At 71.4% G+C, this 24,389-nt stretch carries 23 protein-coding genes; 13 read left to right on the top strand and 10 right to left on the bottom strand.

Annotated elements, in window-relative coordinates; genetic code table 11:
- The first annotated feature begins 175 nt into the window (after nt 1-175).
- Genes AJAP_RS27030 through AJAP_RS26995 form a run of 8 tightly spaced genes read left to right on the top strand, consistent with a single transcriptional unit; the run spans nt 176 to nt 10,546 of the window.
- On the top strand, nt 176-1,681 hold the full coding sequence (locus tag AJAP_RS27030; RefSeq protein WP_038516441.1) for a UDP-N-acetylmuramoyl-L-alanyl-D-glutamate--2,6-diaminopimelate ligase: 1,506 nt from the start codon (nt 176-178) through the stop codon (nt 1,679-1,681).
- Nucleotides 1,678-3,204: a UDP-N-acetylmuramoyl-tripeptide--D-alanyl-D-alanine ligase gene (locus tag AJAP_RS27025; protein WP_038516438.1), complete on the top strand. Its 1,527-nt coding sequence runs from the start codon at nt 1,678-1,680 to the stop codon at nt 3,202-3,204. Before AJAP_RS27030 ends, AJAP_RS27025 begins: the two co-directional genes overlap by 4 nt.
- Nucleotides 3,201-4,286, top strand: a complete 1,086-nt coding sequence (mraY, locus tag AJAP_RS27020) for a phospho-N-acetylmuramoyl-pentapeptide-transferase (protein ID WP_016332673.1) — start codon at nt 3,201-3,203, stop codon at nt 4,284-4,286. The genes AJAP_RS27025 and mraY overlap by 4 nt, the downstream gene beginning before the upstream one ends.
- A gap of 3 nt (nt 4,287-4,289) precedes the next feature.
- Nucleotides 4,290-5,693, top strand: coding sequence for a UDP-N-acetylmuramoyl-L-alanine--D-glutamate ligase (murD, locus tag AJAP_RS27015; protein ID WP_038516436.1), 1,404 nt, complete (start codon nt 4,290-4,292; stop codon nt 5,691-5,693).
- Entirely contained in the window at nt 5,680-7,158 is a 1,479-nt protein-coding gene (gene ftsW / locus AJAP_RS27010; RefSeq protein WP_037343198.1) for a putative lipid II flippase FtsW, read from the top strand. Before murD ends, ftsW begins: the two co-directional genes overlap by 14 nt.
- Nucleotides 7,155-8,282, top strand: a complete 1,128-nt coding sequence (gene murG / locus AJAP_RS27005) for an undecaprenyldiphospho-muramoylpentapeptide beta-N-acetylglucosaminyltransferase (protein ID WP_038516432.1) — start codon at nt 7,155-7,157, stop codon at nt 8,280-8,282. The genes ftsW and murG overlap by 4 nt, the downstream gene beginning before the upstream one ends.
- Nucleotides 8,275-9,684, top strand: coding sequence for a UDP-N-acetylmuramate--L-alanine ligase (gene murC, locus AJAP_RS27000; RefSeq protein ID WP_038516429.1), 1,410 nt, complete (start codon nt 8,275-8,277; stop codon nt 9,682-9,684). The genes murG and murC overlap by 8 nt, the downstream gene beginning before the upstream one ends.
- A gap of 25 nt (nt 9,685-9,709) precedes the next feature.
- Nucleotides 9,710-10,546, top strand: a complete 837-nt coding sequence (locus AJAP_RS26995; RefSeq protein ID WP_038516427.1) for a cell division protein FtsQ/DivIB — start codon at nt 9,710-9,712, stop codon at nt 10,544-10,546.
- Between the two features lie 29 nt (nt 10,547-10,575).
- On the opposite strand, the gene AJAP_RS26990 is transcribed toward AJAP_RS26995, so the two are convergent.
- Complete coding sequence (locus AJAP_RS26990) at nt 10,576-11,325, bottom strand: TetR/AcrR family transcriptional regulator (protein WP_038516423.1); 750 nt, start codon at nt 11,323-11,325, stop codon at nt 10,576-10,578.
- Nucleotides 11,326-11,420: 95 nt separating this feature from the next.
- Between AJAP_RS26990 and AJAP_RS26985 the strand changes: the two genes are divergently transcribed.
- Nucleotides 11,421-12,254: an NAD(P)H-binding protein gene (locus AJAP_RS26985; protein ID WP_038516421.1), complete on the top strand. Its 834-nt coding sequence runs from the start codon at nt 11,421-11,423 to the stop codon at nt 12,252-12,254.
- A gap of 106 nt (nt 12,255-12,360) precedes the next feature.
- Here the strand turns inward: AJAP_RS26985 and AJAP_RS26980 are convergent, their stop codons facing one another.
- The gene (locus AJAP_RS26980) at nt 12,361-13,125 is read right to left on the bottom strand and encodes a hypothetical protein (RefSeq protein ID WP_016332681.1); all 765 of its coding nucleotides are present in this window, start codon (nt 13,123-13,125) and stop codon (nt 12,361-12,363) included.
- Nucleotides 13,126-13,248: 123 nt separating this feature from the next.
- Nucleotides 13,249-15,306 carry a PASTA domain-containing protein gene (locus tag AJAP_RS26975; protein ID WP_038516418.1) on the bottom strand — a complete coding sequence of 686 codons (2,058 nt, stop codon included), beginning with the start codon at nt 15,304-15,306 and terminating at the stop codon, nt 13,249-13,251.
- 186 nt (nt 15,307-15,492) lie between these two features.
- On the opposite strand from AJAP_RS26975, the gene AJAP_RS26970 reads away from it, so the two are divergent.
- Nucleotides 15,493-15,861 carry an Rv2175c family DNA-binding protein gene (locus AJAP_RS26970; protein ID WP_038516415.1) on the top strand — a complete coding sequence of 123 codons (369 nt, stop codon included), beginning with the start codon at nt 15,493-15,495 and terminating at the stop codon, nt 15,859-15,861.
- Here AJAP_RS26970 and AJAP_RS26965 read toward each other — a convergent pair.
- Nucleotides 15,830-17,008 carry an MFS transporter gene (locus AJAP_RS26965; protein ID WP_038516412.1) on the bottom strand — a complete coding sequence of 393 codons (1,179 nt, stop codon included), beginning with the start codon at nt 17,006-17,008 and terminating at the stop codon, nt 15,830-15,832. The genes AJAP_RS26970 and AJAP_RS26965 overlap by 32 nt on opposite strands.
- A gap of 22 nt (nt 17,009-17,030) precedes the next feature.
- Here AJAP_RS26965 and AJAP_RS26960 point away from each other — a divergent pair, with 22 nt between their 5' ends.
- Nucleotides 17,031-17,591 (top strand): CGNR zinc finger domain-containing protein, encoded by a 561-nt coding sequence (locus AJAP_RS26960; protein ID WP_051972595.1) that lies wholly within the window; start codon nt 17,031-17,033, stop codon nt 17,589-17,591.
- 61 nt (nt 17,592-17,652) lie between these two features.
- Here AJAP_RS26960 and AJAP_RS26955 read toward each other — a convergent pair whose 3' ends face one another.
- The 5 genes from AJAP_RS26955 to AJAP_RS26935 form a co-directional block, all read right to left on the bottom strand.
- Nucleotides 17,653-18,441 (bottom strand): LLM class F420-dependent oxidoreductase, encoded by a 789-nt coding sequence (locus AJAP_RS26955; RefSeq protein ID WP_038516409.1) that lies wholly within the window; start codon nt 18,439-18,441, stop codon nt 17,653-17,655.
- The gene (locus tag AJAP_RS26950; RefSeq protein ID WP_038516406.1) at nt 18,438-19,367 is read right to left on the bottom strand and encodes a phytoene/squalene synthase family protein; all 930 of its coding nucleotides are present in this window, start codon (nt 19,365-19,367) and stop codon (nt 18,438-18,440) included. Before AJAP_RS26950 ends, AJAP_RS26955 begins: the two co-directional genes overlap by 4 nt.
- Nucleotides 19,364-20,839 (bottom strand): phytoene desaturase family protein, encoded by a 1,476-nt coding sequence (crtI, locus tag AJAP_RS26945; RefSeq protein WP_038516402.1) that lies wholly within the window; start codon nt 20,837-20,839, stop codon nt 19,364-19,366. Before crtI ends, AJAP_RS26950 begins: the two co-directional genes overlap by 4 nt.
- The gene (locus AJAP_RS26940) at nt 20,839-21,930 is read right to left on the bottom strand and encodes a polyprenyl synthetase family protein (protein ID WP_038516399.1); all 1,092 of its coding nucleotides are present in this window, start codon (nt 21,928-21,930) and stop codon (nt 20,839-20,841) included. The genes crtI and AJAP_RS26940 overlap by 1 nt, the downstream gene beginning before the upstream one ends.
- A gap of 122 nt (nt 21,931-22,052) precedes the next feature.
- Entirely contained in the window at nt 22,053-22,601 is a 549-nt protein-coding gene (locus tag AJAP_RS26935; RefSeq protein ID WP_038516397.1) for a CGNR zinc finger domain-containing protein, read from the bottom strand.
- 47 nt (nt 22,602-22,648) lie between these two features.
- Between AJAP_RS26935 and AJAP_RS26930 the strand changes: the two genes are divergently transcribed.
- On the top strand, nt 22,649-23,317 hold the full coding sequence (locus AJAP_RS26930; RefSeq protein ID WP_038516394.1) for an AzlC family ABC transporter permease: 669 nt from the start codon (nt 22,649-22,651) through the stop codon (nt 23,315-23,317).
- Nucleotides 23,314-23,619, top strand: a complete 306-nt coding sequence (locus AJAP_RS26925) for an AzlD domain-containing protein (RefSeq protein WP_038516391.1) — start codon at nt 23,314-23,316, stop codon at nt 23,617-23,619. The genes AJAP_RS26930 and AJAP_RS26925 overlap by 4 nt, the downstream gene beginning before the upstream one ends.
- On the opposite strand, the gene merB is transcribed toward AJAP_RS26925, so the two are convergent.
- Nucleotides 23,616-24,293, bottom strand: a complete 678-nt coding sequence (merB, locus tag AJAP_RS26920) for an organomercurial lyase (protein ID WP_038516388.1) — start codon at nt 24,291-24,293, stop codon at nt 23,616-23,618. The genes AJAP_RS26925 and merB overlap by 4 nt on opposite strands.
- Nucleotides 24,294-24,389 lie beyond the last annotated feature (96 nt).

Raw genomic sequence — 24,389 nt, 5'->3', positions numbered from 1 at the left:
CCGCTTCAGTCACCCGAATGCCGCGCCGGTAACCTCCTTGGCTGTGTCGGTGCCTACTTCAGATCCCCGCAGCGGTCCCGCCGTCGAAAGCGGGTCCGGCGCGACGGCTGCCCAGGTCCCGGACAGCCCGGTCAAGGCCGTCGCCGCACCCCCTCGTCCGGCCAGGATCGAGCCGATGCCCCTGGGCACGCTGCTCGCCAGGGCGGGCGCCCGGCTCGTGGTGGGTGGCGACGACTACCCGGCCGCGGCCGAGCTGACGGTCACGGGCAGCACGCTCCGCGCCCAGCACGTCCTCCCGGGTGACCTCTTCGCCGCCCTTCCCGGTGCTCGCGCCCACGGCGCGGACTTCAGCGACCAGGCCATCGCGGCCGGCGCGGCCGCGGTGCTCACCGACGAGGCCGGTGCCGAGCGTCCGGTGCTCCGCGACGCCGGCGTGCCGATCCTGGTGCACCCGGACCCGCGGGCCGCCCTCGGCGAGATCGCCGCCTGGATCTACGGGGAGCCGTCGCTGGAGCTGTCCGTCCTCGGCATCACCGGGACGTCCGGCAAGACCACGACGTCGTACCTGGTCGACGCCGGGCTCAAGGCGGCCGGGCTCACCACCGGGCTGATCGGCACGGTCGAGACCCGGATCGCGGGGGAGCGCCTCGCCAGCGGCTTCACCACCCCCGAGGCGCCGGATCTGCAGGCGCTCCTGGCGGTGATGGTGGAACGCGGCGTCACGCACGTCCCGATGGAGGTCTCCAGCCACGCGCTGTCGCTGGGCCGGGTCAACGGCACCCGCTTCGCGGTCGGGGCCTTCACCAACCTCTCCCAGGACCACCTGGACTTCCACAAGGACATGGAGGAGTACTTCGCCGCCAAGTCGCTGCTGTTCGACGGCCGGTCCACCGCCGAAGTGGTCGTCGTCGACAGCGCCTGGGGCCAGGCGCTCCTCACCCCGCACACGGTGACCGTGTCCACCGAGCCGGGAACGGAGGCGCTCTGGCGCGCCACCGACCTCAACCCCACCCCGGCGGGGGAGCAGACCTTCACCCTCCACGGCCCCGAGGGCCTCACCGCCGCGGCCAAGATCCCGCTGCCGGGTGAGTTCAACGTGGCGAACGCCGTGCTCGCGGCCGCGATCCTCAACACCGCCGGTGTCCCGCTCGACGCCATCGTCGCCGGGCTCGCCTCGGTCGAGGTGCCGGGCCGGATGGAGCGGGTCTATCTCGGCCAGCCGTTCACCGCGGTGGTCGACTACGCGCACAAGCCCGCCGCCGTGGCGCAGGGGCTCGACGCGCTGCGTGCCCGCACCGAGGGCCGGATCATCACCGTCCTCGGCTGCGGCGGGGACCGCGACACCGCCAAGCGCCCGGTCATGGGCGAGGCGGCGGTCCGCCGCAGCGAGGTGCTGATCGTGACCGACGACAACCCGCGGTCGGAGGATCCGGCCGCGATCCGGGCGGCGATGCTGGCCGGTGCCCGCAACGCCGGACCGGCCTTGGGCGGCGAGATCCTCGAGATCGCCGACCGCCGGGAGGCCATCGTCCACGCGGTCGAGCTGGCCCGGCCCGGCGACATCGTGCTCATCGCGGGCAAGGGCCACGAGACCGGCCAGGAGGTCCAGGGTGTCGTGCACCCGTTCTCCGACCGGGAAGAGCTGGCCGCCGCCATCCGCAGACGTCTGGAGACAGTGTGATCGTGCTCAGCCTGGCCGAGATCGCCGCCATCGTCGGCGGGCGGCTGCATCGGACCGACGGGACCGCCGAGGTCACCGGAAGCGTCGAATTCGACACCCGTGAGGTCACCCCCGGAGGTCTGTTCATCGCGCTGCCCGGCGCGAAGGTCGACGGCCACGACTTCGCCGCGCGGGCGGTCGAGTCGGGCGCCGTCGCGGTGCTCGCGGCCCGCGAGGTCGACGCACCGGCCGTGATCGTGCCGCCGCTGGCGGCCGGCGAGGGGCACGAGCGGGCGTTCGCGCTGGTCTCGGACAAGGACGGGGCGGGTGCCGCGGTGCTGGCCGCGCTCGCCAAGCTCGCCCGGCACGTCATCCGGAAACTCGCGGGTGACCACTTGACCGTCGTCGGGGTCACCGGTTCGGCGGGCAAGACCTCCACCAAGGACATCATCGCCCAGCTGCTGGAGCCGCTCGGCCCGACGGTGGCGCCGCCGGGCTCGTTCAACAACGAGCTGGGCCACCCCTGGACGGCGCTGCGGGCCGACGACTCGACGCGGCAGCTAGTGCTGGAGCTCTCCGCCCGCGGGCCCGGCCACATCGCCGAACTGGCGGCCATCGCGCCGCCGCGGATCGGGGTCGTGCTCAACGTCGGCACCGCGCACGTCGGCGAGTTCGGCTCGCGCGAGGGCATCGCCAAGGGCAAGGGCGAGCTCGTGGAGGCACTGCCGAGCGCCGAGGACGGCGGTGTCGCGGTCCTGAACCTCGACGACCCGTACGTCGCGGCCATGGCGAGCCGGACGAAGGCCCGGGTCGTGTTCGTCGGCGAGAGCGAGTCCGCGCAGGTCCGCGCCGTCGACATCACCCTCGACGACGAGGCGCGCGCGTCGTTCCGCCTGGTCACCCCGGACGGCGAGGCGCCGGTGAAGCTGCCGCTCTACGGCGAGCACCAGGTCGGCAACGCGCTCAGCGCGGCCGCTGTGGCCCTGGAGATGGGCTCGACGGTCGAGGAGGTCGCGGCCCGCCTGTCGAGCCTGGAGCGGCGCTCCGAGCGCCGTATGGAGGTCACCACCCGCGCCGACGGTGTCACGGTCCTCAACGACTCCTTCAACGCCAGCCCCGAGTCGATGCGGGCCGCGCTCAAGGCGCTCGCGTCGATGAGCGCGAACCGCCGTTCCTGGGCCGTGCTCGGCGTGATGGGCGACCTCGGCGAGAACTCGGTCGCCGCGCACGACGGCATCGGCAGGCTCGTCGTCCGGCTCAACATCGACAAGCTCGTGGTCATCGGCCAGGCCGCCGCGGCCACGCATCAGGGCGCCCAGCACGAGGGTTCCTGGGGCGAGGAGTCGGTACTGGTACCCGACGTCGACGCCGCCATCGCCCTGCTGCATGATCAGCTCCGCGCGGGAGACGTGGTGCTGGTGAAGGCGTCCAAGGCCGCCGCCCTGTGGCGGGTGGCCGACGCCGTGCTCGCCGCTCCCGCAACCGAATCCCCTGTAGTAGCCCCTTCCCCCTCTCACGAACGCTCGAACGGTGGTGACGCGTGATCAGCATCCTGATCGCGGCCGCGGCGGGCCTGCTGGTCTCCATCCTCCTCACTCCCTATCTGATCCGGGTGTTCTCCCGGCAGGGCTTCGGCCAGGAGATCCGGGAGGAAGGACCGCAGGGACACAAATCCAAACGCGGTACCCCGACGATGGGTGGTGTCGCGATCATCGTCGCGATGGTCGTCGGGTATTTCGTGGCGCATCTGATCAGCGCGCTCAGCGGCGGCAACGGCACCGGCGGCCCGTCCGCCTCGGGGCTGCTGGTCCTCCTGCTGGCCGTCGGCCTCGGGCTCGTCGGGTTCCTCGACGACTTCATCAAGATCCGCAAACAGCGCAACCTCGGGCTGAACAAGACCGCGAAACTGGTCGGCCAGCTCGTGGTCACGATCGCCTTCGCGATCCTGGCGCTGCAGTTCGCCGACGAACGCGGGCTCACCCCGGCGTCGGAAAGCCTGTCCTACGTGCGGGACCTCGCGCTGATCACCTTCCCGTCGGTGTTCTTCGTGATCTTCTGCTACATCGTCATCTCGGGCTGGTCGAACGCGGTGAACTTCACCGACGGCCTCGACGGTCTCGCCGGCGGCACCGCGGCGATGGTGCTGGCGACCTACGTCGTCATCGCCTTCTGGCAGACCCGCCTCTCGTGCGCGGTCACCCCGCAGGCCGCCTGCTACGACGTCCGTGACCCGCTGGACCTGGCGGTGGTCGCCGCCGCGGCGACCGGCGCCTGTGTCGGCTTCCTGTGGTGGAACGCCGCACCGGCGAAGATCTTCATGGGTGACACCGGTTCGCTGGCCCTCGGTGGCCTCGTCGCCGGACTGTCGATGACCACCCGCACCGAACTGCTCGCCATCGTCATCGGCGGTCTGTTCATGGTCGAGATGATCTCGGTGGTCGCGCAGATCGCCGTGTTCCGCACGACCAGGCGACGGCTGTTCCGGATGGCCCCGTTCCATCACCACTTCGAGCTCGCGGGCTGGGCCGAAACCACCGTCATCATCCGGTTCTGGCTGCTTTCGGCCATCTGCTGCATGTTCGGTCTCGGCCTGTTCTACAGCGAACAGCTCGGTCTCGGGGGTTAAGCGGTGGAGCTGGCCGGGCGTCACGTCCTCGTCGCCGGAGCCGGGGTCACCGGCAAGTCGATCGTCCCCGTCCTGGCGGAGCTGGGTGCGCGGATCACCGTCACCGACGGCAACGCCGAACGGCTGGCGGAGCTCGAAGGGCTCGGCGCCGAGCTGGTGCCGGGCCTGACCGAGCCGCCCGGAGACGTCGAGCTGGTCGTCACCAGCCCCGGCTGGAAGCCGACGTCGCCGCTGCTGGTGGCGGCGGCCGAAGCCGGTGTCGAGGTGATCGGCGACGTCGAGCTGGCGTGGCGCGTCGGGCAGTTGCGCGACAAGCCGCCGGTGTGGCTCGCGATCACCGGCACCAACGGCAAGACCACCACGGTCGGGATGCTGGAGTCGATCCTGCGTACCGCCGGGGTCGACGCCGTGGCCTGCGGGAACGTCGGTTTCGCGGTGCTCGACGCGGTGCGTGCGGGACACGAGGTGCTGGCCGTGGAGCTGTCGAGCTTCCAGCTGCACTGGTCGTCGACGCTGGCCCCGCTCGCGTCGGTGGTGCTGAACCTGGCCGAAGACCACCTCGACTGGCACGGCTCGATGGAGGAGTACGCGGCCGCGAAGGGCCGGGTCCACACCCACTCCCGGAACGTCGTGCACAACCTCCACGAGGAGTGGTCCGCCCGGCTCGCCGACGAACACGCGCCCGCCGACGCCCGCCGCGTCGCGTTCGGCATGGACACCCCGCGCCCCGGCGAACTCGGGATCGTGGAAGACCTGCTGGTCGACCGCGCCTTCGTGGCCGACCCGGCGACCAGCGCCGACGAACTCGGCACGCTGGCAGACGTGCGTCCCGCCGGTCCGCACAACGTCTCCAACGCGCTCGCCGCGGCGGCGCTGGCCCGCGCGTACGGCGTCACCGGCGAGGACGTCGCCAAGGGGCTGCGCGAGTACCGGCCCGCCCCGCACCGGGCCGAGGAGATCGGCGAGATCGACGGCGTCCGCTACATCAACGACTCCAAGGCGACCAACCCGCACGCGGCGAGCGGTTCGCTGCGCGCGCATCTGAACGTCGTCTGGATCGCCGGTGGCCAGCTCAAGGGCGCTTCCGTGGACGAACTCGTCGGCTCGATCGCCGGAAGGCTGCGCGGAGTCGTGCTGTTCGGCGTGGATTCACCCGTGATCGCCGCCGCTGTCGCGCGACACGCGCCGGATGTCCCGGTGAACAGCCTCCCTTCGGGTGACGATGACACCATGACTGCGGCGGTGAAGGCGGCCCGCGCCCTGGCGCGCCCTGGAGATGTGGTGCTGCTGGCCCCCGCCGCGGCGTCGTTGGACATGTACTCGAGCTACGGCGCACGCGGCGACGCGTTCGCGAGCGCGGTCCGTGTCCTGCGCGACGGTGCGGGGGAGACCAGTGACGGCGGTTGAGGAAAGAAAGCGCGAGCCCGCGCAGCGCAAGCGCCGTGAACGCAAGGAAAGCCCGTTCGTCGCCTTCCGCACCGCGCTGACGGCCTGGCTTTCGCGGCCGCTCGCTTCGTTCCACCTGGTCCTGGCGCTCACCGGCGTGCTGACCGTGATCGGCATCGTGATGGTGCTGTCCGCGTCTTCGGTCGCCTCGTACAACCCCAAGACCGGCACCGGCGTGTACGCCCAGTTCAGCAAGCACCTCATGTTCGTCGCGATCGGCGCCGTCGTGTTCTGGATCGGGCTGCGGGTACCGCTGGAACGCGTCCGGCGGCTGTCGGCGACGGCGACGGTGGTGTGCCTCGGGCTGCTCGTGCTGGTGCTGACCCCGCTCGGGTCCACGGTCAACGGCTCACAGGGCTGGTTCCGGCTCGGGGGGTTCGCCTTCCAGCCGGTCGAGGCGGCGAAGGTCGCGCTGGCCTTCTGGGGCGCGCACATCCTGGTGATCAAGTACAACATCATCAACCAGTGGCGGCATCTGCTCGTCCCGGTCGTCCCGATCGCGCTGCTGATGTTCGCGCTGGTCATGATGCAGCCCGACCTCGGCGGCACGATCACCCTCGCGGTGGTGCTGATGGCCCTGCTGTGGTTCGCGGGCGCGCCGAAACGGCTGTTCGGGGTCATCCTCGCGGGTGGCCTGGCCGGGATCCTGGTCCTGGCGATCATCGCCCCGTACCGGCTGGCGCGGGTCATGTCGTTCGTCTCCGGCGACCCGGACACCAGCGCGGACGGCTTCCAGGCCAACCAGGCGAAACTCGCGCTCGCCGACGGCGGGTTCCTCGGCAAGGGCCTTGGCCAGGGCCAGTCCAACTGGGGCTACCTGCCCAACGTGCAGAACGACTTCATCTTCGCCCTGATCGGCGAGGAACTCGGCTTCATCGGCTGTGCGGTGGTGCTCGGGCTGTTCGCCGGGGTCGCCGTCGTCGGTCTGCGGATCGCCACCCGCAACCTCGACCCGTGGATCCGCATCGTGTCCGGCACGCTGACCGTCTTCCTGGTCGCGCAGGCCGGCATCAACATCGGCTACGTCGTCGGCCTGCTGCCGGTCACCGGGGTCACGCTGCCGTTGATCTCCTACGGCGGGACGTCGCTGGTGATCACCATGCTCATCATGGGGATCCTGGCCAACGCCGCCCGGCACGAACCGGAGGCGGTGGCCGCACTGCGCTCGCAGGGGCCAGGTAAATTCGGACGCCTGCTGAGGCTTCCCGCGCCAGAGCCGTACCGCCCGCCAGCCAAGCGCAAGGGCGGCGCGGCCAGGGGAGGCGCCGCCAAGGCGGCGAGACCCGCGCCGAGGACGGCGAGGCCTTCGCCCGCACAGGAGCGGCGCCGTTCGGTACGGGAGCCCGGCAGGAGGACGGCCGCGCGAACGGCGGTGAACCGCGGTACCGCGAAACGGGGTACCGCAAACCGGAGAGGTCATAGGTGAACAACCCCGTCAGAGGTGGCGTTTCAGGCGAGGTCGCCGGCAAAGCGCCGGTGGTCGTGGTCGCCGGCGGTGGTACCGCCGGGCATATCGAACCGGCACTCGCCCTCGCCGACGCGGTGATGCGCCTGCGTCCCGACGCGAAGGTGATCGCGCTGGGGACCCAGCGCGGACTGGAGAACAAGCTCGTCCCGGCGCGCGGGTACCCGCTGGAGCTGATCCCGCCGGTGCCGATGCCGCGCAAGCCGACGCCCGAGCTGCTGAAGATGCCGCTGAAGGTCCGCGATTCGGTCAAGCGCACCCGCGAGATCCTGGACCGGGTCGGCGCGGACGTCGTCGTCGGCTTCGGCGGCTATGTCGCGCTTCCGGCGTACCTCGCCGCGCGCGGCCGCACGCCGATCGTGGTGCACGAGGCCAACGAGAAGCCGGGCCTGGCGAACAGGGTCGGCGCGCGGTTCGCCGTCCGCGTCGCCGTCGCCGTCCCCGGGACGCCGCTGGCGAAGGCCGAGGTCATCGGCATCCCGCTTCGCCGCTCCATCACGTCGCTCGACAGGGCCGCGCTGCGCGCCGAAGCCCGCGAATTCTTCGGGCTCGACCCCGACGCCCCGACCCTGCTGGTCTTCGGCGGTTCGCAGGGCGCGGTGTCGATCAACGGCGCCGTCTCCGGCGCGGCCAAGGAGTTCGCGGACGCCGGTGTCGGCGTCCTGCACGCCCACGGGCCGAAGAACACGCTGGTCGTCCAGGAGTTCCCCGGACGGCCCGCGTACGTCCCGGTGCCGTACCTGGAGCGTATGGACCTCGCGTACGCCGCCGCCGACGCGGTGCTGTGCCGCTCCGGCGCGATGACCGTCGCCGAGGTGTCCGCGGTCGGCCTGCCCGCGGTGTTCGTCCCGCTGCCCTATGGCAACGGCGAACAGGCGGTCAACGCCCGGCCCGCGGTCGACGCCGGCGCCGGGCTGATGGTCGACGACGCCGACCTCACCCCTGCCAAGGTCGCGGAGCTGGTGATCCCGCTGGTGTCCGACGCCGACCGGGTCGCGAAGATGAGCGCGGCCGCGGTCGGCCTCGGTCACCGTGAGGCCGACGAGACCCTTGCCAAGATCGTGCTGGAGGCCGCAGGTGCCTGATCAACTCCCCGACACGCTCACGCGTGCCCACCTGATCGGGATCGGCGGCGCCGGGATGAGCGGCATCGCCCGTATCCTGCTCGCCCGCGGTGCCCAGGTGTCCGGTTCCGACGCCAAGGAGTCGCGCGCGTTCCTTTCGCTGCGTGCCCAGGGCGCCGAGATCGCCGTCGGCCAGCGCGCCGAGAACCTCGACGCGTTCCCCGAAGGCCCGTCCTCGGTGATCGTGTCGACCGCGATCAAGGACGACAACCCGGAACTGATGGCCGCGCGCGAACGCGGGATCACCGTGCTGCACCGCGCGCAGGCGCTGGCCGGGCTGATGGAGGGACACCGCGTCGCCTGCATCGCCGGGACGCACGGCAAGACGTCGACGACGTCGATGCTGACCGTCGCGCTGCAGCAGTGCCGTCTCGACCCGTCGTTCGCCATCGGCGGCGACCTCAACGAGTCGGGCGCGAACGCGCATCACGGCGAGGGCGGGGTCTTCGTCGCCGAGGCCGACGAGAGCGACGGATCGTTCCTGGCGTACTCGCCGTCGGTCGCCGTGGTGACCAACGTCGAGCCGGACCACCTGGACCACCACGGCACGGCCGAGGCGTACGTCTCGGTGTTCGCCGACTTCCTCGGCCGGATCGTGCCGGGCGGGCTGCTCATCGTCTGCGGTGACGACGAGGGTGCCGAGAAGCTGGGCGCGCTGGCCGCGGAGCGGGGCATCCGCGTCCGCCGCTACGGGCGTTCGGTCACCGGCGCCGACGACGCGAAGGTGCTCGACTACGCCCCCGCGCCGGACGGCGGCGTCGTCCGGATCTCGTTGCGGGGCGAGGAGATCGTCCTCCGGGTCGCGGTGCCGGGTGAGCACATGGCGCTGAACGCGATCGCCGCGCTGCTGGCCGGGATCGAGCTCGGCGCGCCGACCGAAGGACTGGCCGAAGGGCTCGCCGCGTTCGGCGGCGTGCGGCGGCGGTTCGAGTTCAAGGGCCGCGCGGGCGACGTCCGCGTGTACGACGACTACGCGCACCACCCGACCGAGGTCGACGCGCAGCTGCGCGCGGTGCGGACGGCCGCGGGCCAGGGCCGGGTCGTCGTGGTCTTCCAGCCGCATCTGTACTCGCGCACGAAGGCGTTCTCGAAGGAGTTCGCGGCCGCGTTGTCGCTGGCCGACGAGGTCGTCGTGCTGGACGTCTTCGGGGCGCGCGAGAAGCCGGAGCCCGGGGTGAGCGGCGCGCTCATCGCCGACCAGATCTCCGGTGTTCCCGTGCACTACCAGCCCGCGTTCGACGTCGCGGCGAAGCTCGCGGCGGATCTGGTCGAACCCGGCGACCTGCTGGTGACCATGGGCGCCGGCGACGTCACGCAGCTCGGCCCGGAGATCCTGGCCGAACTGGACCGGCGGGCGGGTTAGCCATGACAACGGCCGGCGGTCAGCCATGACACAGACCGGGGAACGCCGCCGCCCGGCCGAACCCGGTCGGCGTCCGCGCTCCGAACGGGTCAAGCGGACCCCACGGGCCGAACGGACTCAGCGGCTGAAGCAGCGGCGCGGCAGGCGGTCGGCGGACGACCGCCGCCGTTCCGCCCGGCCGACCCGGCACAAGGAGCTGCGGCGGCGCTGGGTCGCGCTGCTTTCGGTGCTGACCGCCGTCGCCCTCGTCTACCTGCTGTGGTTCAGCTCGATGCTGGGGGTGCAGCAGGTCGACGTCGTCGGGGCGAGCTCCGTGCCCGCGGACCAGATCCGCGCCGCGGCGGCGGTGCCGGACCAGAAGCCGATGCTGCGCCTGGACACCGACGAGATCCGCGACAAGGTGGCGCAGATGCCCGGTATCGCGACCGTCGACGTCTCCCGCTCGTGGCCGGGCACCCTCGAGATCACCGTGACCGAACGGACCGCGATCGCGTTCTTCGACAGCGGGCCCGGCGGCGACGGCGTGCACCTCGTCGACGGCGGGGGAGTGGTGTTCAAGACCGTCAAGGAACGGCCCGCCGGGCTGCCCGAGCTCAAACTTCCGCTGGTCTCGGCCGACGACCCGGTGACCCGCGCGGTGACCGGTGTCCTCGGCGTGATCCCGCAGCAGTTGCTCAAGCAGGTCACCACCGCGACGGCGAAGACCCCCGGCAGCGTCGAGTTCGCGCTGGCCGACGGGAAGACCGTGAGGTGGGGGACCTCGGCCGACACCGAACGCAAGGCGAAGGTCCTGGCCGCGCTGCTCACCCGCGAGGGCAAGGTCTTCGACGTCTCGGCCCCCGACCTGCCCACCGTCTCCTGACGCGTTTCGTCCTCTGGATGCGGTAGTGCTCAGCGGGTGACGAGGGCTTCGATACCGTCCAGCATGCGTTCCAGGCCGAACGCGAAGGTCTCGTCGGCGGCTTCGCAGGTGTCCGCGTCGTAGCCGCCGCTCTCCCAGATCCGCGTCATCGCCGGATGCCGCGTCACGTCGAAGTACTTCTCCCAGAACACCGACCGCTGCCCCCACCAGGCGTCCGTCGACTCCCCGGTCTCCTGCTCGACCTGCGCCGTCTCGGCGAAAAGCGTCGCGTTGGCCTGCACGTAGATCTCGATGCTGTTCGCGGCCGCGGCCGCCTTGCGCGGTTCCAGCCCGATGTCCGACACCGCCGCGATCACGTACTCCTGGCCCGCCATCAGCCCGGGCCCGAGCACCGGCCGCACCATGGACGTCGAACGCAGCCACGGGTGTGCCCGGAACACGGCCAGCGTGCGCTCGGCGTAGAGCCGCACCTGCTCGCGCCAGCCGTCCGGCCGCGGATCGCCGGGGCCGGGGAGGTTCCGTTCGGCGAGCACGGAGTCGACCATGAGATCGAGCAGTTCCGTCTTGCCGGGGACGTAGGTGTAGAGCGTCATCGTGCCGGCGCCGAGTTCCTTGGCGATCTGGCTCATCGACACGGTCGCCTCGCCCGCGCGGTCGGCGAGCGCGACGGCGGTGGCGATCACCTGGTCGAGGGTCAGTTTGGGTTTTCGTCCCCTGGTCGGCTGCCGGGCTTCGCCGCGGTCACGCCACAACAGATCGAGGCTGCGCTCGAAGTCCATCCACACTCCACTCGGCCGTGAAGCTGGATTCTACATTCTCGTATGAGGTACGGTTAATCTGATCCCGTAGGGCGTACGAAAAGGAGTGGGGAATCGTGACGATCCTGGTGACCGGTGCGACCGGAAGCGTCGGCAGGCTGCTCGTCGACGAACTGGTGGAGGCCGGGGCGCCGGTGCGGGCGCTGACCGTCAACCCGGCGAAGGCGGCGCTGCCCGAGCAGGTGGAGGTCGCCAAGGGCTACCTGGGCAAACCGGAGACGCTGCCGGAAGCCCTCGAAGGTATCGAGACCGTGTACCTGGCGCCGCTCGCGGCGAAGGTGGACGACTTCGTGAAGCTGGCGAAGGAGGCCGGAGTGCGCCGCGTGGTGGCGTTGTCGGGCAGCAACGCCGACGACCCGGCGGAGAACTCGAGCGGCGTGGACTACGCGATCATCGAGAAGGCGGTCCGGGAGGCGGAGTTCGACTGGACGTTCCTGCGGCCGGGCGCGTTCATGAACAACACCCTCGGCTGGGCGGAGACGATCAAGGCCGAGCGGGTGGTCAGCGAGGCCTACCCCGAGTCACGGATGACGCCGATCGACCTCGCGGACATCGCCGCCGTCGCGGCCCACGTCATCCTGACCGAGGGGCACGTCGGCAAGAAGCACACGCTGAGCGGGCCGACGGCGATCAGCCAGCGCGAACAGGTCGCCGCCATCTCGGCCGCGCTCGGCGAAGAGGTGGTCTTCCAGGAACTCACCAGGGAAGAAGCGAACAAGCAGTGGGCCGCCGCCGGGGTCCCGGCCGAGATCGCCGAGTGGCTGCTCGACGGCTTCGCGTACTTCACCGAGAACCCCGACAAGCCGACCGGCGTCGTCCAGGAACTCACCGGGCGGCCCGGCGTCACCTACGCGGAGTGGGCGGTGGCGAACGTCGAAGCGTTCCGCTGAGCCGTCACTCGCGTGATTGAAGCCGTATCTCGCGTGATTGGAGACGTTCCGGCTTCGATCACGCGAGATACGGCCAGGAACACGCGAGATACGGGTTGCCGGCCCCTCAGCGGGCCCGGCGGGGGAGGCGGGTCGGCAGTGGGGCGCCCCGCGGCTGGTCCGAAGCGGGGGGCGGGGACGATGGCTGGGGCAGCGGGGGCGGGGCCTGCGATTCGCGGGGCCAGGCCGGGGTGATCATCGCCTGGGCCCCGACCCGGCGGACGGGCAGCCCGTGCGACTTCCGGGCGGGCAGGCCGGGCCAGATCTCGCCCGCCTCCTTGGCGGCGTCGCGGATGGCGGTGCCGTCGAGCGAGGTGCGCGACTCCTCGATGTCGCGGTCGAGCCACTGGACGATGAACTCCAGCGGCCCGTCGGGCGGCAGCGGCCAGAGGAAGATCTCGTGGTCGACGTGGAACGCCGAACCGCCCAGCCCCTGCGCGCGCAGCACCGGCTGATCCGGTTTGGTGGCCGACGGCACGGAGATGGTCTCCGAACTGGCCCGCCTGCCGTCGGGGAACAGCACCCCGACCAGCAGCGCGTTGTAGTCCGGGACCCGGCGGTGGTCGATCAGGCCTTCGCCGGGTTCGTCGAGCAGGAGATCCCGCGAGTACACCGACAGCTGGAAGGACACCGACTCCGGCCAGACCTCGATGCCACGCAGCGCCACGATGGTCCGTTCGGCGCGGCCCAGCGGCATCGACCAGGGCAGGATCGCCGGGACGATGTACTCGTGCGGCGTCTCCACCCAGGGGCGGCCGTTGTAGCCGAACAGTTCCTGTTCCGGCACCGGGAACAGGGGGCGGCTGCGCGGACCGTCCGTGAAGAAGCTCATCGTGGCGCGGCGGAACGCGGGGTGAAGCTGTCCGACCTGCCGTTCACGCCGTCGACTACCACCATGCGCTCACGGTAGCCGATGACCATGCCGGTACTGAACGGTTTCAAAGCACCTTTCGCGTCACCCGAAGCCCTTGATCTTCACCTTCGTGCCCTTCGGCACCTTGGTGCCCGGCTGCGGATCCTGCTCCAGGACGAAGTCGAAACCACCGTTTCCGCCGCCGTGACCGTTCCCGTTTCCGCGACCCTGACGGTCCGGCTCCAGACCCGCCTGTTTCAGGATCTGGATCGCCTCCTCCATCCGCTTGAAGGTCACGTTCGGTACTTCGACGGCGTTCGAAACGAACACGCCGATCCGGCGGTTGCTCGCCTTGCCGCCGCCCTTCGGGTCGGTGCGGATCACCTGACCGGCGGCGAACTGGTCGGAGAACTCCTCGCCGGCCTGGAACGGCTGGAAGCCCGCCTGCTGCAGGATCTGGAACGCGGCGTCCTTGCTCTGGCCCGTGACGTCCGGGACCGGCGGCAGAGGCTCGGGGCCCTTGGACAGGATGATCGTGACCTGCCCGCCGATGTTCAGCTGCGAGCCGGGGCCAGGGTCGACGCGGACCACCTTGTTCTTGGCGACGTCGCTGTACTCCTGCTCGCCCTGGACCGGGGTCAGCTGCGCGGCCTTGATCGCCGTCTCCGCGTCCTGCTGGCTCGTCCCGGCCTGGATGTCCGGCACGATCGGACGGCCCTTCGACAGCACGACGTTGACCGTGGCGCCCGGCGCGAGCGACGTGCCCTCCGCGGGGTCGGAGCGGATCACCGTGTGCTGGGCGGCGGTGTCGCTGTACTCCTCGGTGTAGGCCGGGGTCAGCTTCGCCGACCGGAGCGCGTCACCGGCGGCGGCCTGGTTCATCCCGGTCAGCTTCGGCACCGACGACGAGGTCGGGCCGGAGTCGTTGAGGATGAAGGCGAACGCGCCGATCAGGCCGCCGAGGACCAGTACCGCGGCCGCGATCATCAGGTAGAGCCGCTTGCGCGACCCCGGCTGTTCGTCGTCCGCGGCCGGCTTGGGCCGCGGGGGAGGCGTGCGGGGCGGCTGCGCGGCCGGGATCTGCGGCTCGCGATGCAGCGCCTGCGTTCCGCGCGGCCCGGTGACCGGAAGGGTCGCCTCGGCGACCGGGGGCAGCACGGTCGTCGCGGCCGCGGCCGGAGCCACCGCCGGGACGGCGGGGATACCGGGGGTGGTGCGCTCGGCGTCGGTCTCGCGGTCGGCGTCGGCGGGCAGCGGGACCGGCACCGGGACCGCCGGGACGCCGAGGACGGTGCGCAGATGGTTCAGCTCGGCGAGGAACGCCGCGGCGTCGGCGGGCCGCTGCTCGGGGTCGCGGCGAGTGGCGCGCAGGATCAGCTCGTCCAGCTGCGGCGGGATACCCGGCCGCAGCTCGCTCGGGCGCGGGACGTCGTCGTTGACGTGCCGGTACGCCACCGAGAGCGCGGTGTCGCCGGTGTACGGCGGGCGTCCGGTGAGCATTTCGTAGAGCAGGATCCCGGCCGAGTAGACGTCGCCGCGCGAGGTGGTCGCGCCGGTCGCGACCTGCTCGGGCGAGACGTAGGCGACGGTGCCGAGGATGACGCTCGAACTCGTGGTGCCCGCGCTCGCGACCGCGCGGACCAGCCCGAAGTCGCCCACCTTGACCACGCCGCCCGACAGCGCGGTCCCCCCGCGGCCGATGAGGACGTTCTCCGGTTTGACGTCGCGATGCACCAGACCGGCGGCGTGTGCCGCGGCCAGCGCGGAGAGGACCGGTTCGGTGATGCTCAGCGCGAGCGCGACGTCCAGCGGACCGCGTTCGGCGAGCAGTTCGCGCAGGGTGCCGCCGTCGACGAGCTCCATGACCAGGAACGCGCGGCCGGACTCCTCGCCGCCGGGGGTGTCGAAGCCCTGGTCGTGCACCGCCACCACGTGCGGGTGGTGCAGCCGGGCCGCCGAACGGGCTTCCCGTTCGAAGCGTTCGACGAAGGACCTGTCGTCGGCGAACCGCGGGTCCATGATCTTGATGGCGACCTGGCGGTCCAGGCGGGTGTCGACGCCGCGGTACACCGACGACATCCCACCGCGTGCGAGCAGCTTGTCCACCCGGTAGCGGCCCTCGAGCAGAGTGCCCACCAGCGTGGGGTCCGTGCGTGTCACGGCTATGGATCGTACGGAAGTACCCATGTTCTGGTGTACGGGACCTGGGTCGCCGGGGATCACGATTCTCGACATTTCGTCGAATCGGCGGTATCCGTGACCATGCGGGCACTGTCCGTCACGGCTCGCGGCCGTCACCCATGCGCACTAACGGAGGGGGAGACGGAATGTGGCACAGTGTCACCTGTGAGTGGTATTCCCGTCGCCGACGACGTTCTCGATGCCGATGTGGCCGTTCTCCCGCTTCCGGAGGTCGCGACCGCGTTGGGCGTTTCGGCCAACAAGGTCCGCCAGATGCTGCGCGACGGCCACCTGATCGCCGTCCGGCGCAAGGGTGAGCTGTACGTCCCGGTCGCGTTCCTGGTGAAGGACGGCGTGGTCAAGGGGCTGGCGGGCACCATCACCGTGCTCGCGGACTCCGGGTTCAGCCGGACGGAGATGCTGCGCTGGCTCTTCGCCGAGGACGAGACCCTGCCCGGAACCACCCCGGTCAACGCGCTCCGCACCAGCCACGGCACCGAGGTCAAGCGGCGCGCGCAGGCGATGGCGTTCTAGTCCGCCCGGACGTTCCGACCAGTACATACGTCGCAGCCGCGAGAAGCTGGAATCCCGCCGCGGCACCCAGCGCGGCGGTTACGGAGAGTGCGCTCAACGGTCCTGCGACCGCGGCTCCGACCGCGAGTCCGGTGATCTTCACGCTCGCCGCCGTCGTGAAAACCTGAGCCCGCACCGCCGCGGGCGCCTCACGATGCCGGATGGCGAACAACGCCGAAAGCTGGGGTCCTTCCGCGAATCCGGCGAGTACGGCGGCGGCCAGCAGGAGCACCACGCCGTGACCTGCCGCCGCGAGCAGGAAACTCGCGCCCAGCAGGACGGTGCTGGCGAACACGGTGCGATCCGGCGGCGGTGGCTTGCGGGCCAGCACGGCGTTCGCGACCAGGGACGCGGCGGCCAGCACGGTGAGCAGGAGCGCGCCGAACCCCGGATTCCCCAGTCGCTGGGCGCCGAGCAGCGGATAGCAGACCACGGCGATCCCGATGCCGACGAAGGACACGGTGGACGTCGCGGTGGCCCGCAGCAGGGCGCGGTTGCGGAAGAGGACCGCGAACCCGTCGGCGAGCTGACGGCGGATCGGTCTCGTGGGCTTCGCCTCGGTGGCGGGCAGCGACCATGCGGCGGGGAAGGCGGCCGCGACCAGCGTGATCGCGAGCGCCACCGCGGCCGGGGCGCCGGCGTACGCGGCCACGAGCCCGGCGAGTCCCGGCCCGGCGAGGCTCGCGGCGGTGAACGTCATCGCGTCCAGCGTGCTCGCCCGCTCCAGCGGTGTCCCGCCGCGGACCTGCGGCAGCTGCGCCGTCCAGCCGCCCGCCAACGCGGGGTTGAGCAGCCCCGCCGCGACGGCCACCACGATCGCCGCGGGGAGCTCGACCAGCGCGAGCACCGCGCCGAGCCCGCCCGCGTACGCGAGCAGCGCCCACGCCAGCAGCCGTCCCGGCCGGGGACTGCGGTCGAGCAGGGCGCCGAGCAGCGGCCCGCCCGCCGCCGCGGAGATCGTCAGGCCCGCGAGCAGCGCGGACCCGGTGGCGGCCGAGCCGTCGACGCTGAGTCCCAGCAGGAGCAACGCAGGCCCGGACAGTTCGTCGCCGGTCCTGGCGACCGTCGCGCCGGTCAGGTAGACGGCGAGCCTGTAACGGCTTCTCATGACTGAGACGTTACAGTGGGATATGACTTCAGCGCAGCGGGATTTCCTGCCCGGTCGTTCGGCGCGGGCGGCGGCGCAGCGGGCGGTGGATCTGATGGTCGTGCTGCTGGCGCCGGATCCGTCGGCTTCCGCGGTTCGTTCCGTCTTGGAAGCGCACGGCGAAACGTCGGTCGAGTTGGCGCCGTCGGACGTCGCGTCGTTGCGTGAGGCGGCCGCGGAACTACGGGAGGTGTTCGCGGCGCGGGATGCCGCGGAGGCGGCCGGCGTGCTCAACCGGCTGCTGGCCCGCTACGCGCATCCGCCGCGGCTGACCGATCACGCGGACGGATTCGGCTGGCATCTCCACGTGGACGCCGACGACGACGGGCCGTGGGGCGCGTGGCTGGTGACGTCGTCCGCGCTGGCGCTGGCCGTGCTGCTGTCGGACCGTCAGGCGCCGCCGGGCGGGCTGTGTGCCGCTTCGGGGTGCGGGAAGCCGTTCGCGCACTTGGGCGGTGGGAGCCCGCGGCGGTACTGCTCGACGCGGTGCGCCACCCGGGAGCGGGTGGCGGCTCACCGGCGCGATCGGTCCCGGACGCCATGAAAGGTCCTTTCCTTGCAAAATTTGCAAGGAAAGGACCTTTCATGGCGCGTGAAGGAGCGGGTCAGGACTGCTGCTTGTCCCGCCACTCGATCCAGGACCGCAGCTTGTCGAGGTTGTAGTCGGGTCCGCCGGTCGCCACGGTGAACAGCGAGACACCCAGGTCCAGCAGCTTGGGGCCGAGTTCCTCGGGCTCACCGTCGACGGCGACCGAACGCTCGATCTCCTTCGGGTCGCGCCCGACGTCGGCGCAGTGCTGGTCGAGGATCTTGACCTTGCGCTCCACCACCTCCGGGTCGCCGAAGCCGTGCCAGATGTCGGCGTGCTTCGCGACCAGGCGCAGCGTCTTCTTCTCGCCGCCACCGCCGATCAGCACCGGGATCTTGCGGGTCGGCGCCGGGTTCAGCTTGCCGAACCGGCTCTCGATGCGCGGGAGCGCCTCGGCCAGGTCGTCGAGCCGCCCGCCCGCGGTGCCGAACTCGTAGCCGTACTCGTCGTAGTCCTTCTCGAACCAGCCGGAGCCGATGCCGAGGATCAGCCGTCCGTCGGAGATGTGGTCGACGGTGCGGGCCATGTCGGCGAGCAGTTCGGGGTTGCGGTAGCTGTTGCACGTCACCAGCGCGCCGATCTCGACCCGCGACGTCGACTCCGCCCAAGCGCCCAGCATCGTCCAGCACTCGTAGTGCAGCCCTTCGGGCTCGCCGTAGAGCGGGTAGAAGTGGTCCCAGTTGAAGACGATGTCCACACCGAGGTCTTCGGCCTCCGAAGCCGCCCGGCGGATCGCCTTGTACTCGGCGTGCTGGGGCTGAAGCTGGACGCCGATCCGGATCTTCCTGTTCGAAGCAGAGGTCATGATCGCAGCCTAAGCCTGGAGTTGCTCCACGTGCTCGCCAGCAGTCTCGGCAGCGCGACACCCAGACGGCGGCGACGGGGCACGACCGCGCGCGTGTTCAACACGTCGTACCCGAGGGCCACGATCTCGTCGAGGATGCCTTCGTAGAGCACGAGCGCGGTCCGCACGCAGTCACGGGATTCCTCGCGCAGCAACGGGATGCCCGCTTCGGCGCGGCGGTACACGGCCCGGTTGCGTGCCACCGCGACGGCGAGCGCGCGCCGCACCCGCCGGTCGGGCAGCCCGCGAGCGCGGGAGAATTCGAGCAACTCGCGGTCGACGCCGAACGCGGCCAGTTCCTCGGTCGGCAGGTACAGCCGCCCCCGGTCCAGGTCCTCGCCGACGTCGCGCAGGAAGTTGGTCAGCTGGAACGCCTCGCCCAGCGCGGCGGCCCCGGGCACGGCTTCCTCGACCGGGACGACGGTGCCGAAGATCGGCAGCATCTGCAGGCCGATCACCTCGGCCGAACCGTGGATGTACTCCCGGAGGTCGGCGTAGGTCGCGTATTCGGTGATCTTGAGGTCCATCGCCATGGACCGCAGGAACGCGTCGAACAGGTCGCGGTCGAGGCCGTGGCGCCGCACCGTGTCGGCGAGCGCCGTCAGCACCGGATCGGCGGGTGTGTCACCGTCGAAGACCCGCGCGACCAGGGTGGCGACCTCGTCCAGCGCGACCGCCGGATCGGTGCCGGGCGCGGGATTGTCGACCACCTCGTCCGCCATGCGTGCGAAGCCGTACAGCGCGTGCGCGAACGGCCGCGTCCGCGGCGGCAGCAGCCGGGTCGCGAGGAAGAAGGTGCGGCCGTAGTGCGCGTTGATGCGGCGGCATGCGTTGTACGCGGCCCGCAACGCCGGTTCGGTGATGCCCGCGGCGTCGAGTTCGCTCATCGGCCGGTGACCCTTCCCGCCGCGAGCCTGCCGGAGATCACCACCGGCGGGATGCCGACGCCCGGCGTGGTCCCGCAGCCGGCCAGCACGACGTTGTCCACCGCCCGCATCAGGTTCCCCGGCCGGAACGGGCCGGTCTGGGCGAACGTGTGCGCGAGCGAGAACGGCGTGCCCGCGGTGAGCCCGCGTTCCGCCCAGCCCGCCGGGGTGATCATCTCGTCGACGGAGAAGTCGTCCGAGAAGCCGGTGAGGCCGCGTTTTTCCAGCGTGCGCAGGAGTTCCGCGCGATACGCGGGCCCGACCCGGCCCCAGTCGATCTTGCCGCGGACGAGGTTCGGCGCCGGGGCCAGTACCGAGATCACCTGGTCGCCGCCGGGCGCGAGGGCCGGCTCGGTCGCCGTCGGCCTGGTCACCAGCAGCGAAGGATCGCTCATCAGCTTGCCTTCGCGGATGATCTCCGAGAACGTCTTCTCCCAGGCGTGGCCGAAGAAAATGGTGTGGTGGCCCAGATCCGGCCACGTTTTCGGCGCGTGCCCGTGCAGCACGACGGCCGACGGCGAGTACCGCAGCGGCAGCGGACGCCGGGGGCGGGCACCGAGCAGCCGGTACGCGGTGCCGAGTTCGGTCGCGAGAACCACCGTGTCGCAAGGGATCCGCTCACCCGTGCGGGTCCGTACCGCGCGCACCCGCGAGGAAACCCTTTCCAGCCAAGCGGCTTCGGTGCCGAAACGCAGCTCCGCGCCGGCGCGTTCGGCCGCGTTCGCCATCGCCCGCGCGATCTCGCCCATCCCGCCCGACGGGTAGTAGACCCCGCCGACGGTGTCCATGTAGGAGATGACGCCGTACGCTCCGATCGCGCGCGCCGGATCGAGCCCCGCGTAGAGCGCCTGGAAGGAGAACAGCCGGCGCACCCGGTCATCGCGCAAGAACCCGCCGATCTTCGGGCCGAGCCGTCCGAAACCGCCCAGCGCGGCCAGTTTCGCCAGCTCCGGGCGCACGAGATCGAACGGCGAATCGAAGTTCGCGCCGATGAAGTGATTCTTCTGCACCGCGTACAGCTCGGTCAGCCAGCGGCGCAGCCGCCGGTAGCCCTCGGCCTCGGCGGGACCGGCGGCCTCGCGGATCTCGGCCTCCATCGCCGCCGCCTCGGTGTGCACGGCGATCGTGCTCCCGTCGGCGAACCGCGCGCGATACGCGGGGTCGAGCCGGGTCAGCGTGAGGTTGTCCGCCAGGGATTCGCCGACGGCGGAGAAGGCCTCGTCGAGCAGTTCCGGCATGGTCAGCACGCTGGCGCCGGTGTCGACGGTGTTGCCGCCGAAATCCGCCTGCCCGGCCCTGCCGCCGGGAGTCTTGTCCTGCTCCAGCAGGGTCACCCGGCGTCCGGCGCCGAGCAGGTGCAGCGTCGCCGACAGCCCGGCGAGCCCGCCACCGATCACCACCACGTGGTCACTCGGACCGGTGACCGTGCGCATCAGTAGGTCCGCTGGGTCGCCTTGACGACCAGCCCGGTCAGCGCGGCGGGAGCGGGTTCGGCCAGGTGGGCGCGGTCCAGCGCGGCCATCGCGGAGTCGGTGAGCTCGTCGATACGGCGTTCCACCGCGTCGACGGCGCCGACGTCCTGCAACGCCTCGCGCACGGTCTCGACGGCGTCTTCGGACAGGTGTGCGTCGCCGATGGCGTCGGAGATGACCTTCGCCGCCGCGTCCTTGCCCTGTTCGGCCGCCCGCTGGAGACCCAGCGCGACCAGCAGCGTCCGCTTGCCCTCACGCAGGTCGTCGCCCGCGGGCTTGCCGGTGACCGACGGGTCGCCGAACACGCCGAGCAGGTCGTCCCGCAGCTGGAACGCCACGCCGACCTCGTCGCCGAACTCGCGCAGGGTCTCGATCAGGTCGTCGTCGGCGCCGCCGAGCGCGGCACCGAGGTGCAGCGGGCGCTGGACGGTGTACGCGGCCGTCTTGAGCTTGCAGATGTGCAGCGCCGCCTCGGGGGAGGCGTCGCCGGTGGCCTGGGTGCGGACGTCGAGGTACTGCCCGGCGAGCACCTCGGTGCGCATCGCGCGCCACGCCGGCCGCGCCGCCGCGAGGGCCGCGGGCGGGAGCGGGGCCTCGCCGAACATGTCGTCGGCCCAGGCCAGCGCGAGGTCGCCGACCAGGACGGCGGTCGCGAGCCCGAACGTGCTCGGCGAACCCAGCCAGCCGCTGTCGGCGTGCAGTTTGGCGCCCGCGATGTGCACCGTCGGCGAACCGCGGCGCGAATCGGAGGAGTCGATGAGGTCGTCGTGGATCAGCGCGCACGCCTGGATCAGCTCCAGGCTCGCCACCGCCTGCAGGACACCTTCGACGTCCGGCCCGTCCGGGTCGCCGCCCGCGCCGCGCCAGCCCCACCAGGCGAACGTCGGGCGCAGGCGTTTGCCGCCGCCCAGCACGAATCCGGCCAGCGCGTCGATCCCGGCCCCGACCGTCGGCTCGGTGCGGCGGATTTCGGCACCGGCGCGCTCGAGGAATCCGGCCAGCGCCCGCTCGACGTGGGCGGGCAGATCGGCGTCGTAGGCGGACGTGTCCATGAGCACATCCTCCGGGAAGGACGTCGTCGTGACCCAGTCGGGTGCCTTCGAATGTGGCGGAACTCGCCGCATTCCGTCCTCTGAATGCGGTAGTTGCCCGCGCAAGGACCGCATTCAGAGGACTAAACGCGGGTCTTGTCGTAGTGCCGCTTCGCTCGCGCCCGGTTCCCGCAGTCCGACGAACTGCACCAGCGCCGCGACCGGTTGCGCGTGTGGTCGGTGAAGATCCAGCCGCAGCCGGGACCCTCGCACTCCCGGATCCGTTCCAGCTCCCCGGACCGGAGCAGGTCTTCGGCCGCCAGCGCGAGGAAGTGCGGCAACGCGGTGTCGTCCACCAACGGCACCTGCCACCGCAGCGGCAGGGACGGCGTGAGTTCGGCGTGCCGGTACGCCGCCAGCAGCGGCCTGCGCAACGCCGTGACGTCCGGCGGATCCGACGTCAGCACGCGATACAGCGTCTCGCGGAAGTCCTTCACCGCCTCCAGGACGGCTTCGGAGATCTCCAGCCGTCCAGTGCCCGCGCCGACCAGGACGATCCACTCGGACAGCCGTTCCGGAGCCGAAAGCCGGTCTTCCCGCCGGGCCGGATCGCGCCGCCAGGAAACGGTGTTGACCAGGTCCAACGGCACGCTCCCGCCGATGCTGTCGTACCCGTCCCAATGGCCGTCCACGAATCCTCCTAATGGTCAAAACAAGTTTAGCTTGTTAGGGTCGAACCATGACAACGCTCCGGCGGAACTACCTGGCCGGCGCCCGTGTCGGGCTCGGACTGGGTGTCGCGACCTTCGTCCTCGGTGTCACCTTCGGCGCGTACAGCCAGACCCTCGGCTGGGGGATCGCCGCCCCCATCGTCGCCTCGATCGTGGTGTTCTCCGGCTCGGCCCAGTTCGCGATGGCCACCGCGCTCGCGGGCGGCGGCAACCTCGCGGTCGCGGTCGGCGCGGCCGCCCTGATCAACGCCCGGTTCCTGCCGATGGGCGCCGCCGTCGCCGCCGATCTGCGTGGCGGACGCCTGCGCCGCGCGTGGGAAGGCCAAGCCGTCGTCGACGGTTCATGGGTCGCCGCCCACCTCGGCGAAGGACGCTTCGACCGCGAGAAACTCATCGGCTGCACGCTCGTCCAGCTGCCCGCGTGGGTGCTGGGGACGGTGCTCGGGGTGCTGGCCGCGCCGCCGCCGGACGTCGTCTCCCGGTTCGGGCTCGACGTCGTGTTCCCCGGCTTCTTCCTGGTCCTGCTCATCGACGAACTGCGCCGGTCACGGCAGGCGGTGCTGACCGCGGCGCTCGCCGCCTGCCTTGCCGGGATCCTGGTGCTGTTCGTCCCGGTCGGGCTCGCGCTGATCGGCGCTTCGGCCGCCGCGCTGGTCGGGCTGGGGGTGCGGCGATGACGCTCTGGCTCACGATCGTCCTGGTGGCGCTGGTCAGCATCGGGTTCAAGGCGGCGGGACCGGTCCTGCTCGGCGACCGGACGCTGCCGCCGCGGCTCGCGGGGGTGATCGCGTTGCTCGCGCCCGCGCTGCTGGCCGGGCTCGTGCTCACGGACGTGACCGGCCCGGCCTGGTCCGGGCTCGACTGGACGCTTTGCGCCGGTCTGGCCGCGATCGCGGTGACGTACGTGCTGCGCGTGCCGGTGCTCGCCGCGATCCTCTGCGGCGTGGTCGTCACGGCGGTGCTGCGGTTCCTCGTCTAGTGCCAGAACGGTCCGCTCAGCCCGGCCTGCTCGAAGTAGGCGGCCGCCGCGGCCGGGTCACGGCGGGTGTAGCCGTGGTCGAGCCTGCCGTCGTACCAGCCGGCCGCGAGCCGCCACAGCGTCGCCAGATCCATGACGTAACCCTTGTCCTGCCCCGTTTCCGCCAGCCATTCGTCCACACAGGACTCACCGCAGAACAGGCTCTGGTTGGCGCAGGTGTGCACGACGTCGTCCCACATCCGCGCCACCGGGACCAGGAAATGCGCGACCAGACCACCCTTCGGCGGAGTCCGGTCGTTCACCATCAGCGCCTGGGGTTCGCCGCAGCCGCGGCAACGGGTGGATACCAGCACCTCGGGCTCGCCCTTGACCAGATGCGGGATCGCGAACGCGTCCCACGCGCAGCCGCCCCACCACAACGTGCGCTCGCCCATCACGGAGAACCCGAGCGGGATCGCCGCGAACGGATGCGCCAGCACGACGTGCTCGCATTCGTCGAGGACGAGATGCCGCCGCTCCGCGAGCCGGTGCAGTGCCTGTTTCGCCACCGCGAGCGATCCGTGGGCGGCGTCGGCCAGTTCCGGGGCCGTCGGCGGCCTCCCGTGCTCGGCGAACGCGCGGTAGACCGCCACGCGGACGTCCTCGTCCCAGCTGGTGTCGGTTTCGGCGCTCATGGCGGCTCCCTGTGCTCGTCTCCGAGTCTCCCCAGGTCGGCCCCCGTCGGCAACCGCTCGTACGTGGCCGAAGTCGCCCGTCCATAGCCTGAGAGG

Source organism: Amycolatopsis japonica, assembly GCF_000732925.1.
GTDB classification, from domain to species: domain Bacteria; phylum Actinomycetota; class Actinomycetes; order Mycobacteriales; family Pseudonocardiaceae; genus Amycolatopsis; species Amycolatopsis japonica.
The sequence above is the reverse complement of the archived record's forward strand: the minus strand, read 5'-3'. Positions and strand labels throughout refer to the sequence as shown.

Coding starts and splice junctions, on each gene's coding strand:
- AJAP_RS27030 (WP_038516441.1), top strand. CDS start 176: ATGCCCCTGGGCACGCTGCTCGCCAGGGCGGGCGCCCGGCTCGTGGTG.
- AJAP_RS26995 (WP_038516427.1), top strand. CDS start 9,710: ATGACACAGACCGGGGAACGCCGCCGCCCGGCCGAACCCGGTCGGCGT.
- AJAP_RS26990 (WP_038516423.1), bottom strand. CDS start 11,325: ATGGACTTCGAGCGCAGCCTCGATCTGTTGTGGCGTGACCGCGGCGAA.
- AJAP_RS26980 (WP_016332681.1), bottom strand. CDS start 13,125: ATGAGCTTCTTCACGGACGGTCCGCGCAGCCGCCCCCTGTTCCCGGTG.
- AJAP_RS26965 (WP_038516412.1), bottom strand. CDS start 17,008: ATGAGAAGCCGTTACAGGCTCGCCGTCTACCTGACCGGCGCGACGGTC.
- AJAP_RS26960 (WP_051972595.1), top strand. CDS start 17,031: ATGACTTCAGCGCAGCGGGATTTCCTGCCCGGTCGTTCGGCGCGGGCG.
- AJAP_RS26955 (WP_038516409.1), bottom strand. CDS start 18,441: ATGACCTCTGCTTCGAACAGGAAGATCCGGATCGGCGTCCAGCTTCAG.
- AJAP_RS26950 (WP_038516406.1), bottom strand. CDS start 19,367: ATGAGCGAACTCGACGCCGCGGGCATCACCGAACCGGCGTTGCGGGCC.
- crtI (WP_038516402.1), bottom strand. CDS start 20,839: ATGCGCACGGTCACCGGTCCGAGTGACCACGTGGTGGTGATCGGTGGC.
- AJAP_RS26940 (WP_038516399.1), bottom strand. CDS start 21,930: ATGGACACGTCCGCCTACGACGCCGATCTGCCCGCCCACGTCGAGCGG.
- AJAP_RS26930 (WP_038516394.1), top strand. CDS start 22,649: ATGACAACGCTCCGGCGGAACTACCTGGCCGGCGCCCGTGTCGGGCTC.
- AJAP_RS26925 (WP_038516391.1), top strand. CDS start 23,314: ATGACGCTCTGGCTCACGATCGTCCTGGTGGCGCTGGTCAGCATCGGG.
- merB (WP_038516388.1), bottom strand. CDS start 24,293: ATGAGCGCCGAAACCGACACCAGCTGGGACGAGGACGTCCGCGTGGCG.